The sequence below is a fragment of the Qipengyuania intermedia genome, assembly GCF_019711615.1.
Taxonomy (GTDB): Bacteria; Pseudomonadota; Alphaproteobacteria; order Sphingomonadales; family Sphingomonadaceae; genus Qipengyuania; species Qipengyuania intermedia.
Window position 1 is genome coordinate 523,776 of sequence record NZ_JAIGNS010000001.1, and the last position, 15,304, is coordinate 539,079.

A 15,304-nucleotide genomic window follows, 5' to 3' on the forward strand; every position below is an offset into this window, starting at 1 on the left:
ATGCTTCAATGAACGAGATCGGGATGGGTGCCCGCTCTTTTCCCCACTGGCCAAGGCGGCGCGCAGGCGGCATAGCGCGCACCATGCACGACATCGCCTTTATCAGAGCCAATCCGTCAGACTTCGATGCCGCCATGACGAGGCGCGGCGGAGAAGCCGTATCCGACCGCATTCTCGCCCTCGACGCCCGCAAGCGCGAGGCCCAGACCCGCGTCCAGGAAGCGCAGAGCCGCCGCAACGAGGCGTCCAAGGCGATCGGCCAGGCGATGGGCCAGGGCGACAAGGACAAGGCCGAGGCGCTGAAGGCCGAAGTGGCCGAGATCAAGGCTTCCATGCCCGAGTGGGAGGAGGCCGAACGCGAAACCGGCGCCGAGCTCGACGACCTCTTGGCACGGCTTCCCAACCTTCCGGCCGACGATGTGCCGGAAGGGAAGGACGAGGACGACAACGTTGAAGTCTCGCGCTGGGGCGAAAAGCGCGACTTTGCTTTCGAACCGAAGGAACACGCCGATATCGGCCCGGCGCTCGGCATGGACTTCGAAACCGGCGCGAAGCTGTCGGGCGCGCGTTTCACCTTCCTGCGCGGTGACATGGCCCGCCTTCACCGCGCGCTTGCCCAGTTCATGCTCGACAAGCAGACGCGCGAAAACGGCTATACCGAATGCAATCCGCCGGTGCTGGTCAACGACGATGCCATGTACGGCACCGACAAGCTGCCGAAGTTCGCCGAAGACAGCTTCCAGACCACCGACGGCCGCTGGCTGGTCCCGACCTCGGAAGTACCGCTGACCGCCTCGGTCGCGGACCAGATCATTCCCGAACCCGTGGAACCCATTCGCCTAACCGCCCATACGCTGTGCTTTCGCAGCGAAGCGGGCTCTGCCGGCAAGGACACGCGCGGCTTCATCCGCCAGCACCAGTTCGAAAAGGTCGAGATGGTCAGCATCTGCCGCCCCGAAGACAGCGAGGCGGAGCACGAACGCATGACCAGATGTGCGGAAGGCATTCTGGAGGCGCTGGAGCTTCCCTATCGCAAGATGCTGCTGTGTGTCGGCGACATGGGCTTCGGTGCGCGCAAGACTTTCGATCTCGAAGTCTGGCTGCCCGGACAGGGTGCCTATCGCGAGATTTCTTCCTGCTCGAACACGGGCGAATTCCAGGCGCGCCGCATGAATGCGCGCTATCGCCCAGAATGCGAGAAGAAGACGCGCTTCCTCCACACGCTCAACGGTTCGGGCCTCGCGGTCGGCCGCACGCTGGTTGCGGTCATGGAGAATTACCAGAACGAGGACGGCAGCGTGACCGTGCCCAAAGCCCTCGCCCCCTACATGGGCGGCGTCACCAAGCTGGAGCCTGCGACATGAGGATCCTCCTTACCAATGACGACGGCATCCGCGCACCGGGCCTCGAAGTGCTGGAAGGTATTGCGCGCAAGTTTTCCGACGATATCTGGATCTGCGCGCCCGACGAGGAACAGTCAGGCATGGGCCACGCGCTCACGCTGACCCGGCCCGTGCGCCTGCGCAAGCACGACGACCGGCGCTTTTCCGTCACCGGCACACCCACCGACTCAGTCACCATGGGGCTGCGCAAGGTCATGGACGGACCGCCCGACCTCATCCTGTCCGGCGTCAATCGCGGGGCGAACCTTGGCGACGACATCACCTATTCTGGCACGGTGTCGGCGGCCATCGAAGGGGCGCTGGCAGGCATCCGCTCCATCGCGCTCAGCCAGGTCTATGCAAAGGAAGGACTTGGCAACGGCGTACAGTTCGGGGCAGCCGTGGAATGGGGCGAGCGTGTCCTTGCCCCCCTGCTCGACACGCCCCTGCCCAAGCGCACGCTGGTCAATATCAACTTCCCGCCGCGCCCGGGCTGCGAAGTGCGCGGCATCCGCGCGACTCGGCAGGGATTCCACGACTACTCGCGCGGCACGGTGGTCGAAGGTCGCGACCCGCGCGGCTTCGAATATTTCTGGTTCGGCCTCGACCCGATCGAGCATACGCTGGACCACGGCACCGATCTCGAAGCCATCGAGGAAGGCTTCGTTTCGGTCACCCCGCTACATCTCGACCTCACCCACCACGCCTCGCTCGGCGCGCTGGGCGAACGGTACCAGGACTAAGCGGTCTTGACCGTCCCGCCCCGCTCGCCCACCTACTCGTCTGAATGAGCAGGCAAAAGCAGATCGACCGGATCATGCCGGACAAGAGCCCGCGGGCTTACCGCGGCCCTCGCTTCAAACCGCTGCGCCGCGCGGTGAAGATCCCCGTGTGGGGCGACCTCGGCATCAGACTGGGACTGGCGCTCTTCCTGATCGCAATCGTGGTCATGGTCCACTGGTGGGACCGCGAAGGGCTGGTCGACAATCTCGATGGGGAAGTCAGCTTTCTCGACGTGATCTATTTTACCATGATTTCGATCACCACCACGGGCTTCGGCGATATTGCCCCGATTTCGGACCGGGCGCGCCTGGTGGAAGCCGTAATCGTGACCCCGATCCGTTTCGCAGTATTCTTCATTTTCGTGGGCACCGCCTACAATTTTATCATCAAGCGCAGCTGGGAGAAATGGCGCATGGCCCGCATCCAGGAACAGCTTTCGGACCACATCGTGGTCCTGGGCTATGGCATCTCCGGTTCCGAATCGGTCGCGGAACTGATCGAGCGGGGCACCGACCCATCCTGCATCGTCGTCATCGACCCGAGCGAGGAAAGGCTGGCCGACGCAGAAGCGCTCGGTTGCAACGTGATGGCCGCCGATGCCACACGCGACACGACGCTCAAGGCTGTGCGCATATCGGAAGCGCAGAACGTACTAGTTTCGGCCGGGCGCGACGATACCTCGATCCTGATCGTGCTGACCGTTCGCGCGCTTGCACCGAATGTGCCGATCAGCGTCGTCGTGCGCGCGGACGACAACGAATCGCTCGCGCGGCAGGCAGGTGCCAACAACGTCATCAACCCGGTCCGCTTTACCGGCCTTTTGCTGGCAGGCTCGGCCAAGGGCGAACACATCGCGGAATATCTCGCCGACCTCGCTTCCGTTTCGGGCCGCGTCCAGCTGGTCGAACGCGAAGTGACCGAAGAGGAATGCGGCTGCGCGATCGGCGACCTGACCACCGGCGGACGCGGCCTGCGTGTCTATCGCAACGGACGCGCAATCGGCTTCTGGGAAGACGAGTGCCAGAACCTTCAGAAGGGCGACATCATCGTCGAAATCATTGCCACGCCCAATGGTGAGAAAAAGGGCGACGGCCACGTGGCCGACGATCGCAAGCGGGCGGAAGCCTGATCAGTCGAGCAGCATGAAGACCCCGCCGATCGCAAGATAGGCGGCAAGCCAGTACGACCAGTCGAACAGGGCATCCCGCATCGCGCCCTCTCGGCGCACAGCGGTGATGAACAGCGCAGGACCGATGAAGGTCAGCGCAAGGCCGCCGGTCATCATGAAATACAGCCAGGGCTTTGCCTGCAAGGTCGCAACGCCGACTCGCGCCAGCATATGCCCGATCATCGCCGCACTTACCGCAAGCAGGATTGCGGCGAGCAGGTGTAGTCCGAGCTTTTCGCCCGGCAGCGCCTTGCGGCCATAGAACAAGACGCCCAGCAGTGCCGCCACGGCCCAACCGGAACCGACGGCAATCCAATTTACAGGTCCCATTCGTGCCTCCTAGCGCGCATCGCAGGCTTGGTGTAGAGGGCCGCCCAATCATGACCAGCACAACTTCTTCAATCCCCGACCAGAAAAAGGTCGGCATGGTTTCCCTCGGATGCCCCAAGGCCCTCGTCGACAGCGAGCGTATCCTCACGCGCCTGCGCGCCGATGGCTATGCGATGAGCCCCGATTACGCCGGTGCCGACGTGGTACTGGTCAACACCTGCGGCTTCCTCGACAGTGCCAAGGAAGAGAGCCTCCAGGCTATCGGCGAAGCGATTGCGGAAAACGGCCGTGTGATCGTGACCGGCTGCATGGGCGAAGAGGCCGACACCATCCGTGCCGCGCATCCCAGCGTCCTCGCGGTGACCGGTGCGCACCAGTACGAGCAGGTGGTGGAGGCCGTGCACGAACACGCACCGCCGAGCCAGGGACCGTTCGTCGACCTGATTCCGCAGCCCGACGTGAAGCTCACGCCGCGCCATTACAGCTATCTCAAGATTTCCGAGGGCTGCAATCACTCCTGTGCCTTCTGCATTATCCCTGATTTGCGTGGCAAACTTGCCAGCCGCCGGATCGATGCCGTGCTGCGCGAAGCGGAAAAGCTGGTCGAGGCGGGCACCCGGGAACTTCTCGTCATCAGCCAGGATACCTCGGCTTATGGCGTCGACACACGTCACGAAGAGCGCCAGTGGAAGGGCAATCCCGTCCGCGCGCACATGACCGACCTGGCGCGTGAATTGGGCAAACTGGATATCGGCGGCGGGATGCCCCCGTGGGTCCGGTTGCACTACGTCTACCCCTATCCGCATGTCGATGCAGTCATCCCGCTGATGGCCGAGGGGCTGCTTACGCCCTATCTCGACATTCCGTTCCAGCACGCGAGCCCGAAAGTACTGCGCGCCATGAAGCGGCCGGCGAATGAGGCGAAGGTGCTAGACCGCCTCAAGAACTGGCGTTCCATCTGTCCGGACATCGCGGTCCGCTCGAGTTTCGTGGTCGGCTTTCCCGGCGAAACCGAAGAGGATTTCCAGTACCTGCTCGACTGGCTTGAAGAAGCGCAACTCGACCGCGTCGGGGCGTTTCGTTTTGAACCTGTGGAAGGTGCGCAGGCGAATGCGCTGCCCGATCCCGTGCCCGAGGAAGTTAAGGAGGAGCGCTATGCGAGGATCATGGAAGTGACCGCGCGCATCAGCGCTGAGAAGCTCCAAGCAAAGGTCGGGCGCACGCTTCCGGTCATCATCGACGAAGTGGGCCTGCCCGATGAAGACGGCGATATCGGAGCCACCGGCCGCAGCCAGGCCGACGCTCCGGAAATCGATGGTGCGGTCTATTTGCGCAATGTCCCGCAGGACCTCGCGCCCGGCGCAATCGTATCCGCGAAAATTGAGGATGCGGACGAGCACGACCTTTTCGGCGTCATTTCGTAAACCGTTACCGGCGCGGGGCGGTGAAATTTAAGATTCTCACCACTCGACAGATTCGACCGCAAACCACAGGTTTTGCGTAATTTTTCGACGCGCGCTTGTTTCTCTTCTGCGCGGCAGGCGGCGAATCCGTTAACGCTAGCCCCTTAAGCGGTCTTAACCATCGAAACGGGCGGTATCCCTGCGTCACCCGCAGAAATCCGCAGCGACGTTGAAACATTTTTAAGATTAACCACCCCATAGGGGCAGGCGATGGACGCGAAAACCGCTCTCGCTCCCGCGCCGGAACCGCGCGATCGCAAGCCCAAGGGCAAACGATCGGAAGGTCGCCTGAAGCGCCTGCAACACCTGCTCTGGTCGGGCGCGGTGGCGTTCGTCATGCTTGCCTTGTTGATGCTTACGCCAGTCGACCAGTTCCTCTGGATGATCCAGTCCAGGTTGGCGAACCAGCAACCGTCGGGCGATATTGTCTTCGTCGGCTCTAACGCCGAGGTCGAAGACCCTTCGAAATCTTCGGAACGTCGCCGGCTGGCGGAAGATCTTGCGAAGCTGCGCGAGGCCGGCGCGTCGAAAGTCTACCTCGATTTCGTGCTTGCCAAAGGTGACGATCCCGAGGCGGACGCTCGCCTTGCCGCGACGATCCAGTCGTTCGGCGAAAACCTCATTCTAGTCGATCAGATCAAGCAATCACTAGACGGGCAGGAGGAACTGGTTCGTTCCGATGCCATCTTCGATAGCGGCGGAGGACGGGTCAGTAACGACCGTTTGACCAATTGGCTTGGTTACACATGGGAGATGGGAGCAACCCATCAGATATATGACGACACCCCACTTTTCGCTGCCTCGCTCGCGGGTCTTGAAGATTATCCCCGCGAAAAGATTCTGATCGACTATGGTATCGATCCCGATCTCATTCCTGCCTATCGTCTGGCAAAGCTCGTCGAGCGCGACGATCTGAAAGAAAGTCTGGCAGGCAAGTCCGTAGTCGTCGGTCCTTCTTCTCTATCCGGTTCCGGCTTGTCGATCCCTGGGCGTTATAACCCTCCGCCGAGCTATCCCGCGATCTACGCCGCAGAGACCTTCAAGTCGGGTCGCAATGGCTTCGTTGGCGGCTTCCCTCTAACATTGGCATTTGCCGCAGCCCTCGCCGCCGCCATCACGTTTATCGGTCGTAAATACCTGCGACGGATCGCATATGGCATCATAACCCTCGCGCTTCCCGCCGTTTTGTTCGCTGGATCGCTTCTCGGATTTCGAACCGAGTTGGCCTATGCCGGCATCCTCCTAGTTGTTTATGGCATTCAACGTTCGAGGGCGCGCTGGCGTTTGCGTGTCGCTAACATCGACAATGATACGGGTTTGGAGAAGCTGCGCGTTCTTGATCGAGCCGTAACACAAAACTTCCTGCGTAGCGGTCATATCGTTGTAGCACGCCTTCAGGGCCTTGAGCATGTTCTAAAGACGCTCGGCTCAGCCGAAAGGTCGAGCTACATCTTGCGTCTCGTCGATCGGCTCCGCGCCGCAGACCAGGAACTGGCCATCTATATCGACGGGCATTTCCTCGCCTGGCACTCCACCGAACGCGATACGAGCCGACTGTCTGAACATCTTGAAGGTCTGCGCGCGATATTTGCTGCGCCAATAAAAGTCGGTTCGGAAAGTGTCGATGTCGGGATAACCTTCGGCGTCGCATCGATCGGTGAGGCTGGCCGCAATTCGGTCGCTGCTGCCGCGGCTGCAGCAGAGGAAACTTCCGAGGCGCACGAACCGATCAAGATTGCCCAGATCGCCTCGCATCATGACGGACTGTGGGATATCTCGCTGCGCGCGCGCATCGATACCGCCATGGAGGCCGGCGAAATCTATTGTGTTTACCAGCCCAAGATCGACATGATCTCCGGCACTCTCACAGGTGTCGAAGCGCTGGTGCGCTGGCATGATCCGGAGCGCGGATTTATCTCCCCGATCAAGTTTATCGCCCAGTGCGAAAAAGCCGGGCGCATGGAGCACCTCACCCGATATGTCCTGCAAACCGCGTGCAACGCCGGCCGGCTGATGCATTTCCGGGGCTCTGCCGTGTCGATGTCCGTAAACATCTCGGCGACCCTGCTGAACGATATGCGGATCGTGGGCATCGTGCGTAACACGCTCCAGGCCACCGGCTTCGATCCTCGCTCGCTGATCCTCGAAATTACCGAGACTGCCCGTATCGGCGATCTCGCGAAGGCAGCAACTATTCTCGACGAATTGAAATCGCTGGGGCTGAAGATCTCGATGGATGACTTTGGGGTGGGCGCCGCCAATTTCGAAACGTTTTACGGACTGCCGTTCGATGAACTAAAAATCGACCGTCTTTTCGTCGATTCTATTACGCGCAGCGAAAAAGCCAAGGCGATCGCATCGAGTATTATCGAGATGGGCAAGGCCGCGCGAATCACTGTGGTCGCGGAAGGTGCCGAAGACGAAAAAACCCTTCAAATCCTTAACGAAATCGGCTGCCGCTACGTCCAGGGCTATGCATTAGCCCGCCCGCTGTCTTTAACTAACCTATTGGAATTCAAGGATTCCTACGAGAGGTCGCAAACCGGAACGTAGTTAACGCTTTACAAACAGACATAGTTAATGGATTACTTCTTGTTGAACCGCAACAGGAGGCAAACCATGTTCGATTTTTGGGGTTGGCTGATGGGCGGCCGCCGGAACTAACGGCCGCGCGCTTTACGCCAATATGATTTCTGGAAGGGCCCCTCGCGGGGCCCTTTCTTTTTGGGCCGGGCCGACATGCATCGTGCCCGAAACATTGTCGGCACCGCTGCGTTGGAGTTGCATGCCCATCAGGATCGAAAGCAGCTTCTCCTTTTCTCTCGAACGCGACACCGACGTTCTGCTCCAGTTCGAAGCCGCCGCGATCCCGGAACAGCGCGTTCTTTCGACCAGCACCCGCCTCAGCCCTTCCATCCACGAAGCCCGCGTTGCAGCGCAGGACGATATAGGCGAACGTATCTGGATCCGCGCGCAAGGCCTGTTCGAGGTCGGATACGAGGCAGAAGTCGAGATCATGCGCGACGTTTCCGAAGTTGCGAGCCGCGGTGCCCTCCACCCTCACCAATTGCCGGGCGAAGCGGTGGAATACCTTTTCGACAGCCGCTACTGCCCGAGCGACAGGTTCCAGACCTTTGTCGAAGACCGGTTCGGCGATACTTCGGGCGGCGCGCGCATTGCCGCGATCCGCGACTGGATCGCTTCCAACTATACCTATTCTCCCGGTTCATCCGGCCCGCAGACCACCGCTCTCGACAGCTTTGTCGAGCGCCGGGGCATTTGCCGTGACTATGCACACACGATGATCGTCATGGCGCGCGCCAGCACGATCCCTGCCCGCTATGTCGCCTGTTATGCGCCCGGGGTCGAACCGCAGGATTTCCATGCCGTCGCCGAAGTTTTCCTCGAAGATCCCGAACAGGACGGAGGCGGGAGCTGGCAGCTTGTGGACCCGACCGGAATGGCCGATCCTGCCGAAACGGTGAAAATCGGCATCGGGCGCGATGCTGCGGACGTCAGCTTTTTAACCACCTTCGGCATGAGCGAATTCAGGCGCAGTTCGGTAAGTGTCGTGTGCACCGACCAAGAATAGGAATGCACCTGTCTGGCGCCCATTCGCGCGCCCTGATAGGCGATTGAACCATAAAGGGGAGAACAGCCGCCAATGGACGGTACATGCCAGAGCTAGCCTTCACCGCCGATCGCCTGCTCCTGTTCGGAGCCACCGGCGACCTGTCGCAGCGGATGCTCCTGCCTTCGCTGTGCGCGCTCAATTCCGATGGCCTGCTCGACCAGGACCTGCGCATTGTCTGCACCGCCCGGTCGGAGATGAGCACTCACGAATTCCGCAATTTCGCGCGGGAAGCGCTGGAGAAGTTTCTTCCCAAGCATCGCCGTGGAGGCATGGCCGATTTCCTCAACCGGATCAGCTATGTGCCGGTCGATGCGACCACGCCCGAAGGCTACGACAAGCTGGCCGAGCAGGTAGGCGATTACGATGGGCTTGCGATCTTCCTGTCGACCGCGCCGAGCCTGTTCGAACCCACCATCAGCGGACTTGAGCGTGTCGGGCTGACGCGCGGCAATGCGCGCATCGCACTCGAAAAGCCGCTCGGCACCGATTTCGACAGCAGCTGCGAGATCAACGATGCGGTGGCCAAGGCCTTTCCCGAACACCGCATATTCCGAATCGACCATTATCTCGGCAAGGAGACCGTGCAGAACCTCCTGGCGCTGCGCTTTGCCAACATCCTGTTCGAGCCGGTGTGGAACTCCAATTACATCGAGCATGTGCAGATCACCGTCGCAGAGACGGTGGGCCTGGAATCGCGGGTCGCCTATTACGACGACAGTGGGGCCCTGCGCGACATGGTGCAGAACCACATGCTGCAATTGCTGGCGCTGGTCGCCATGGAGCCGCCCACCAGCTTCGATGCGACCGCCGTGCGCGACGAGAAGGTCAAGGTCCTGCGTGCGCTGCGGGAAGTCTCCTCGTCGGAAGTGGTCACCGGCCAATATCGCGCCGGCGCCGTCAATGGCGAGGCGGTGCCCGGATACGACGAGGAACTGGGCAAGGACAGCGACACGGAAACCTTCGTCGCGGTGAAGGCCCATGTCGACAACTGGCGCTGGCGCGGGGTTCCCTTCTACCTGAGGCACGGCAAGCGCCTGCCCGAACGCGTGACAGAGATCGTCGTCCAGTTCCGCTGCATACCGCATTCTATTTTCGAAGGCCGGGGCGCCGTGACGCAGCCGAACCGGCTGGTGATCGAAATCCAGCCGAAGGAAAATATCCAGCTGTGCATGATGGCGAAGGTGCCGGGCCTGGGGCGCGAGGGCCTGCGCCTGCGCCCCGTGCCTCTGGACATCGCCATGCCGGATGCCTTTTCCGACACTGTTCGCCGGATCGCTTACGAACGTCTCCTCTTGGACCTCATCGAAGGTGACCAGACGCTGTTCGTGCGCCGCGACGAGGTAGAAGCCCAGTGGGAATGGATCGACCAGATCCGTGCGCTCTGGGCCGACAATGACATGAAGCCCAAGACATATCCTTCGGGATCCTGGGGGCCCAGCGCGGCCATCGCGCTTGCCGAACGCGACGGGGTGACCTGGCACGATGACTAAACCGCTCAACGATACGATCGCCCGCGTCACGGAACGCGTGATCGCCAATTCGCGCGATAGCCGCGCCGCCTATCTGGACCTCATGGACCGCGAGGGCGAACGGCAGGTCGATCGCCATTCGCTGTCCTGCTCGAACCTCGCCCACGCCTTTGCTGGGGCAGAGGAAGACCAGAACGCGATCAAGGCGGCGCAAGGCCCGAACCTCGGCATCGTAACCGCATACAACGACATGTTGTCGGCCCACCAGCCCTACCACCGCTATCCCGAACGCATGAAGATTTGGGCGCGCGAGGTCGGCGCGACGGTGCAGGTCGCGGGCGGCACCCCGGCCATGTGCGACGGCGTGACGCAAGGCCAGGACGGGATGGAGCTGTCGCTCTTCAGCCGCGACACGATTGCGCTCAGCACCATCGTCGCGCTCAGCCACGCCATGTATGACGGGGTCGCGCTGCTCGGCATTTGCGACAAGATCGTCCCGGGCCTCCTCATGGGCGCGCTGCGCTTCGGTCACCTGCCAGCGATCTTCGTCCCGTCGGGCCCCATGGGAACGGGCATCTCGAACAAGGAAAAGCAGCGCACCCGCCAGCTTTACGCCGAAGGCAAGGTCGGGCGCGACGAACTGCTGGCCAGCGAGATGGGCAGTTACCATTCGCCCGGCACCTGCACATTCTACGGTACGGCCAACTCCAACCAGATGATGATGGAGATGATGGGTCTCCATGTCCCGGGCGCGGCATTCGTTCCGCCGGGTGCGAAGCTGCGTCAGGAATTGACGCGATCCGCTACGCATCGGCTCGCAGCGATCCGCAAGGAAGGCGACGACTTCCGCCCGCTGTCCCGCGTCGTCGACGAAAAGGCGATCATCAATGCTGCTATCGGCCTGCTCGCAACAGGCGGCTCGACCAACCATGCGATACACATCCCCGCGATGGCGCGGGCGGCAGGCATCCGCTTCGACTGGAGCGACCTTGCCGAACTGTCGCGCGCAGTGCCGCTGGTCGCACGCGTCTATCCCAACGGTTCGGGCGACGTGAACCATTTCCACGACGCAGGCGGCATGGGCTATGTGATCGGCACGCTGCTCGACGAAGGCCTTGCCCACGCCGATATCCTGACCGTGTGGGACGGCGGTTTCGAGGCCTATTCGCGCGAGCCGGGAATGGATGGCGACGCTCTGACATGGCGCGATCCGGGCCCGAGCGGGGACACGGAAATGCTGCGCCCCGCGTCCGATCCTTTCCAGTCCGATGGCGGCATGCGTCTCGTCGAAGGCAATCTCGGCCGGGCATGCTTCAAGTCCTCCGCCGTCGAGCGTGAGCGCTGGACCATCGAAGCGCCGTGCCGCGTCTTCGAAGACCAGCACTCGGTGAACGAGGCGTTCAAGAAGGGCGAGCTCGACAAGGATGTGGTGGTCGTGGTCCGCTTCCAGGGCCCGCGCGCCAACGGCATGCCCGAATTGCACAAGCTCACCCCCGCCCTCGGCGTCCTCCAGGATCGCGGATACCGGGTGGCTCTCGTCACCGATGGCCGGATGAGCGGCGCCAGCGGGAAGGTGCCAGCGGCAATTCACTGCACGCCTGAGGCTCTGGGCGGCGGCCCCCTCGCCAAGCTTCGCGATGGTGACGTGGTGAAGGTTTGTGCCGAAACCGGCACGCTCTCTACCACGGCCGATCTCGACAGCCGGGAGCCTGCGCCGGAACCCGCTCCCGACATGGGCATGGGCCGCGAATTCTATGCCATGTTCCGCGCCAATGCGGATGGGGCGGAACAGGGCGCTTCATCGATGCTCGCAATGGCAGGATTGTAGGATATGGAAGTCGTCAGCGTAGATATCGGCGGCACGCACGCCCGTTTCGCCATCGCCACCATCCATGACGATGGTTCGATCACGCTGAGCGAGCCGGAAACGCTCCACACCGAAGACCACGCCAGTTTCCAGACCGCATGGCAGGATTATCGCGAACGCATGGGCGGCAGCCTGCCTCCGCACGTTTCCATGGCGATCGCCGGCCCGGTCGGCGGCGATGTGATCCGCTTCACCAACAATCCGTGGATTATCCGTCCCGGTCTCGTGAAAGAAAAGCTGGGCGTCGAAAGCTACTGCATCGTCAACGACTTCGAGGCCGTGGCCCATGCCGTGGCACGCGTAGGCGAAGACCAGTTCATCCACCTGACCGGCCCCGACAAGCCGCTTGCGCCAACGGGGCGCCTTAGCGTGCTCGGTCCCGGCACGGGACTCGGCGTGGCGCATCTCTATCGCGAGCCCGACGGGACTTATCGCGTGTCGGCGACGGAGGGCGGTCATATCGATTTCGCACCGCTCGACCAGATCGACGATGCCATTCTCGCCCGCCTGCGCAAGCGCCATACGCGCGTGTCGGTCGAACGCGTGGTCGCTGGCCCCGCCATCTCCGATATCTACCAAACGCTTGCCGCCATGGAGGGACGTCCCGTCGCCGAGGAAGACGACATCGCCATCTGGACGCGCGGGCAGGATGGCAGCGATAGTCTCGCGGCAGCGGCAGTCGACCGTTTCTGCATGTCTCTGGGTAGCGTTGCCGGTGACATTGCCCTCGCCCAGGGCGGCTTCGGCGGCGTCGTCATCGCCGGAGGCCTTGGTTATCGTATCCGCGAAACCCTGCTGAAGTCCGGCTTTGCGGAGCGGTTCAAGGCCAAGGGTCGCTTCCAGGAACTGATGGCTTCGATCCCGGTCAAGCTCATTACCCATCCGCAACCCGGCCTCTTCGGGGCCGCCGCCGCATTTGCGAGAGAACACGCATGAACATTGCCGACATCATGAAAACCGCACCGGTCATTCCGGTGATCGTCGTGGACGAGGTGGAGCATGCCGTCCCCCTTGCCCGTGCACTGGTCGCTGGCGGACTGCGCGTTCTCGAAGTGACCTTGCGTACACCTGCCGCGCTCGATGCGATTACCGCCATGAAGCAGGTCGATGGCGCGATCGTGGGTGCAGGTACGGTGACGAACCAGCAGGACCTCGCAAATGCCATCAAGGCGGGAAGCGAATTCATCGTGTCACCCGGCCTGACCGAACCGCTGGGCAAGGCAGCCATTCGCGAAGGCATTCCTTTCCTTCCGGGCATCGCCAATGCCGGCGACATCATGCGCGGGCTCGACCTCGGGCTCACCCATTTCAAGTTCTTCCCGGCCATGGCGGCGGGCGGCCTGCCTGCGCTCAAGGCGCTCGCTGCGCCCTTCGGTCAATGCCGTTTCTGCCCGACCGGCGGTATCTCGGAAACCAATGCAAGCGAATGGCTGGCGTTCGATCCGGTGCTCTGCGTCGGAGGAAGCTGGGTCGCCCCGCGCGGCCCTGTGGACGAGGCGGCAGTCGAGGAAATCGCGCGCAAAGCGTGCGAACTGGGACGGTAACCGCCGTTCCGACGATCGTTCCGCAATGGGACTGCGCTGTCCGCGTTCATGGAAAAACGCGCCTTGGTCGACTATATCCAAGGCCATGGATGCGATTCTGAAATGGATTGGCGGCACCACGCTGGTGGTTGCACTCGGCCTAGCCGCGCTGGCGTTCGGCGTGACGACCAGTGCGCAACCCGAACTCGATAAGGCGCCTGAAGCCGCGGCTCCCGCCAAGCTCCAGCCCGAAGCGGCAATCCTCGCCAAGCTGGAGGCGGATGCCAAGCGCCCCTTCACCATCCGCCGCGTCCTGCCGATCGAAGGTCCGATCAAATATGGCGAATGGCACTGGGACGACGAGGGCGTTCCGGAAGGCCCGCTGCTCATCACGGTCGACCTCCAGGCGCGCACGATCTCCATCTTTCGCGACGGGTACGAGATCGGTGCCGCAGCCGTCATGCTCGGCACGGATGAACATCCCACGCCCACAGGCACTTTCCCGATCCTAACCAAGGAACGGCACAACGTGTCCGAAAAATACGGCAATGCGCCCATGCCCTGGACGCTGCGCCTGACGTGGGACGGGATCGCCATCCACGGCGGCTCCGAGGTGGAGAACGGCTATGCCAGCCACGGCTGCGTCGCCATTCCCGATCCGCTCGCCGCGCGGCTGTTCGACATCGCGAAGAAGGGCGACAAGGTCATCATCACCGATGGCAAGCGCATCGGCGTGGGCGACCCCATTATCTAAGTGCCTCGCCGAGGCGGCTCCTTGCTGCAGAAATAGCTCTCATCGCGGCATTCGACGAGAATGCCTGCGATATTGGCGCGTCTGCGACCGGCTTTCAGGAAGTCCATAATCTCGCCCAAGGTGATCGTGGCACCCAGCGTCAGCATTGCCCTGCGCACCAGCCGTGCATTGGTGTCCAGCAAGTTGGTGTAGGGAACGCAGACTTCATCGTCGCCCAACTGCGCAGACCGCTCCCAAGTCATGTCCGCCAGTGACTGGAGCGTCCGCTCCACTTCCTCCAGATGCGCTGCCGAGCGCGCCAGTGCGGCGGCGTCCAGCCAGTCCGCTTGCGCCAGCGCCTTGCGCATCCTGACCCTGTCATAGCGTTCGTCGAGATTGCTCGGATCGTCGACGAAATCGAAATCGCTCCCTTCGACAATCGCACGAAGTTCATCCCGGCGGAAACCCAGCAAGGGGCGCACGATATCGGCATCGCACCCCTCGATCCGGGTGCGCGAGCGAATGCCTGCAAGCCCACCCAGTCCGCTGCCGCGATTGAGCCGCATGAGAAGCGTTTCCGCCTGATCGTCGGCGTGGTGGGCGGTCGCAATGGCCCCGATACCGCTTGCACGCGCCCATTCGCCCAACGCGGCGTAGCGTGCGATGCGCGCCTGTTCCTGGGTATTGCCTTCGGCGACGGTGATTTGCAGTATATCGCAGTCGATGCCGAGCTTCCGGCACGCATCGGCCACCAGGGCACATTCCTGCGCTGCCTCGGGCCGCAAGCCGTGGTTGACCGTCGCTACTGCCAGCCCTTCGTGATCGAGCGCCTCGGCTGCAAGCAACAGCATTGCCATGCTGTCGGCCCCGCCGGAAACCGCGAGGCCGAGAGTACCTTCATCGAGGCGCAGCCGGTTTAGGTCGCCGAGGAATCGATCGATCAATTCACCGG

General features: G+C 62.3%; 13 protein-coding genes. 11 read left to right on the plus strand and 2 right to left on the minus strand.

Annotated features, from left to right (window positions below):
• Nucleotides 1-83 precede the first annotated feature (83 nt).
• From serS to K3179_RS02625, 3 genes are all read left to right on the plus strand, one after another.
• Nucleotides 84-1,364, plus strand: coding sequence for a serine--tRNA ligase (gene serS, locus K3179_RS02615; RefSeq protein ID WP_221562336.1), 1,281 nt, complete (start codon nucleotides 84-86; stop codon nucleotides 1,362-1,364).
• Nucleotides 1,361-2,125, plus strand: a complete 765-nt coding sequence (gene surE, locus K3179_RS02620) for a 5'/3'-nucleotidase SurE (RefSeq protein ID WP_221562337.1) — start codon at nucleotides 1,361-1,363, stop codon at nucleotides 2,123-2,125. Before serS ends, surE begins: the two co-directional genes overlap by 4 nt.
• A gap of 74 nt (nucleotides 2,126-2,199) precedes the next feature.
• Nucleotides 2,200-3,294, plus strand: coding sequence for a potassium channel family protein (locus K3179_RS02625; protein ID WP_090478559.1), 1,095 nt, complete (start codon nucleotides 2,200-2,202; stop codon nucleotides 3,292-3,294).
• On the opposite strand, the gene K3179_RS02630 is transcribed toward K3179_RS02625, so the two are convergent.
• Complete coding sequence (locus K3179_RS02630; protein WP_221562338.1) at nucleotides 3,295-3,663, minus strand: DUF1761 domain-containing protein; 369 nt, start codon at nucleotides 3,661-3,663, stop codon at nucleotides 3,295-3,297. It lies immediately after the preceding gene.
• Between the two features lie 50 nt (nucleotides 3,664-3,713).
• Between K3179_RS02630 and rimO the strand changes: the two genes are divergently transcribed.
• From rimO to K3179_RS02670, 8 genes are all read left to right on the plus strand, one after another.
• The gene (rimO, locus tag K3179_RS02635; RefSeq protein WP_221562339.1) at nucleotides 3,714-5,087 is read left to right on the plus strand and encodes a 30S ribosomal protein S12 methylthiotransferase RimO; all 1,374 of its coding nucleotides are present in this window, start codon (nucleotides 3,714-3,716) and stop codon (nucleotides 5,085-5,087) included.
• Between the two features lie 249 nt (nucleotides 5,088-5,336).
• Nucleotides 5,337-7,679 carry an EAL domain-containing protein gene (locus K3179_RS02640; protein ID WP_221562340.1) on the plus strand — a complete coding sequence of 781 codons (2,343 nt, stop codon included), beginning with the start codon at nucleotides 5,337-5,339 and terminating at the stop codon, nucleotides 7,677-7,679.
• A gap of 232 nt (nucleotides 7,680-7,911) precedes the next feature.
• On the plus strand, nucleotides 7,912-8,718 hold the full coding sequence (locus K3179_RS02645; protein ID WP_221562341.1) for a transglutaminase-like domain-containing protein: 807 nt from the start codon (nucleotides 7,912-7,914) through the stop codon (nucleotides 8,716-8,718).
• Between the two features lie 83 nt (nucleotides 8,719-8,801).
• Entirely contained in the window at nucleotides 8,802-10,250 is a 1,449-nt protein-coding gene (gene zwf / locus K3179_RS02650) for a glucose-6-phosphate dehydrogenase (RefSeq protein WP_221562342.1), read from the plus strand.
• Nucleotides 10,243-12,057, plus strand: coding sequence for a phosphogluconate dehydratase (gene edd / locus K3179_RS02655; protein WP_221562343.1), 1,815 nt, complete (start codon nucleotides 10,243-10,245; stop codon nucleotides 12,055-12,057). The genes zwf and edd overlap by 8 nt, the downstream gene beginning before the upstream one ends.
• A gap of 3 nt (nucleotides 12,058-12,060) precedes the next feature.
• Nucleotides 12,061-13,032 carry a glucokinase gene (gene glk, locus K3179_RS02660; RefSeq protein ID WP_221562344.1) on the plus strand — a complete coding sequence of 324 codons (972 nt, stop codon included), beginning with the start codon at nucleotides 12,061-12,063 and terminating at the stop codon, nucleotides 13,030-13,032.
• Nucleotides 13,029-13,640, plus strand: a complete 612-nt coding sequence (eda, locus tag K3179_RS02665; protein WP_221562345.1) for a bifunctional 4-hydroxy-2-oxoglutarate aldolase/2-dehydro-3-deoxy-phosphogluconate aldolase — start codon at nucleotides 13,029-13,031, stop codon at nucleotides 13,638-13,640. The genes glk and eda overlap by 4 nt, the downstream gene beginning before the upstream one ends.
• Nucleotides 13,641-13,725: 85 nt before the next feature.
• Nucleotides 13,726-14,373: a L,D-transpeptidase family protein gene (locus tag K3179_RS02670; protein WP_221562346.1), complete on the plus strand. Its 648-nt coding sequence runs from the start codon at nucleotides 13,726-13,728 to the stop codon at nucleotides 14,371-14,373.
• On the opposite strand, the gene tilS is transcribed toward K3179_RS02670, so the two are convergent.
• Nucleotides 14,370-15,296 (minus strand): tRNA lysidine(34) synthetase TilS, encoded by a 927-nt coding sequence (gene tilS, locus K3179_RS02675; RefSeq protein WP_247712775.1) that lies wholly within the window; start codon nucleotides 15,294-15,296, stop codon nucleotides 14,370-14,372. The genes K3179_RS02670 and tilS overlap by 4 nt on opposite strands.
• Nucleotides 15,297-15,304 lie beyond the last annotated feature (8 nt).

Coding starts and splice junctions, on each gene's coding strand:
- serS (WP_221562336.1), top strand. CDS start 84: ATGCACGACATCGCCTTTATCAGAGCCAATCCGTCAGACTTCGATGCC.
- surE (WP_221562337.1), top strand. CDS start 1,361: ATGAGGATCCTCCTTACCAATGACGACGGCATCCGCGCACCGGGCCTC.
- K3179_RS02625 (WP_090478559.1), top strand. CDS start 2,200: ATGCCGGACAAGAGCCCGCGGGCTTACCGCGGCCCTCGCTTCAAACCG.
- K3179_RS02630 (WP_221562338.1), bottom strand. CDS start 3,663: ATGGGACCTGTAAATTGGATTGCCGTCGGTTCCGGTTGGGCCGTGGCG.
- rimO (WP_221562339.1), top strand. CDS start 3,714: ATGACCAGCACAACTTCTTCAATCCCCGACCAGAAAAAGGTCGGCATG.
- K3179_RS02640 (WP_221562340.1), top strand. CDS start 5,337: ATGGACGCGAAAACCGCTCTCGCTCCCGCGCCGGAACCGCGCGATCGC.
- K3179_RS02645 (WP_221562341.1), top strand. CDS start 7,912: ATGCCCATCAGGATCGAAAGCAGCTTCTCCTTTTCTCTCGAACGCGAC.
- zwf (WP_221562342.1), top strand. CDS start 8,802: ATGCCAGAGCTAGCCTTCACCGCCGATCGCCTGCTCCTGTTCGGAGCC.
- edd (WP_221562343.1), top strand. CDS start 10,243: ATGACTAAACCGCTCAACGATACGATCGCCCGCGTCACGGAACGCGTG.
- glk (WP_221562344.1), top strand. CDS start 12,061: ATGGAAGTCGTCAGCGTAGATATCGGCGGCACGCACGCCCGTTTCGCC.
- eda (WP_221562345.1), top strand. CDS start 13,029: ATGAACATTGCCGACATCATGAAAACCGCACCGGTCATTCCGGTGATC.
- K3179_RS02670 (WP_221562346.1), top strand. CDS start 13,726: ATGGATGCGATTCTGAAATGGATTGGCGGCACCACGCTGGTGGTTGCA.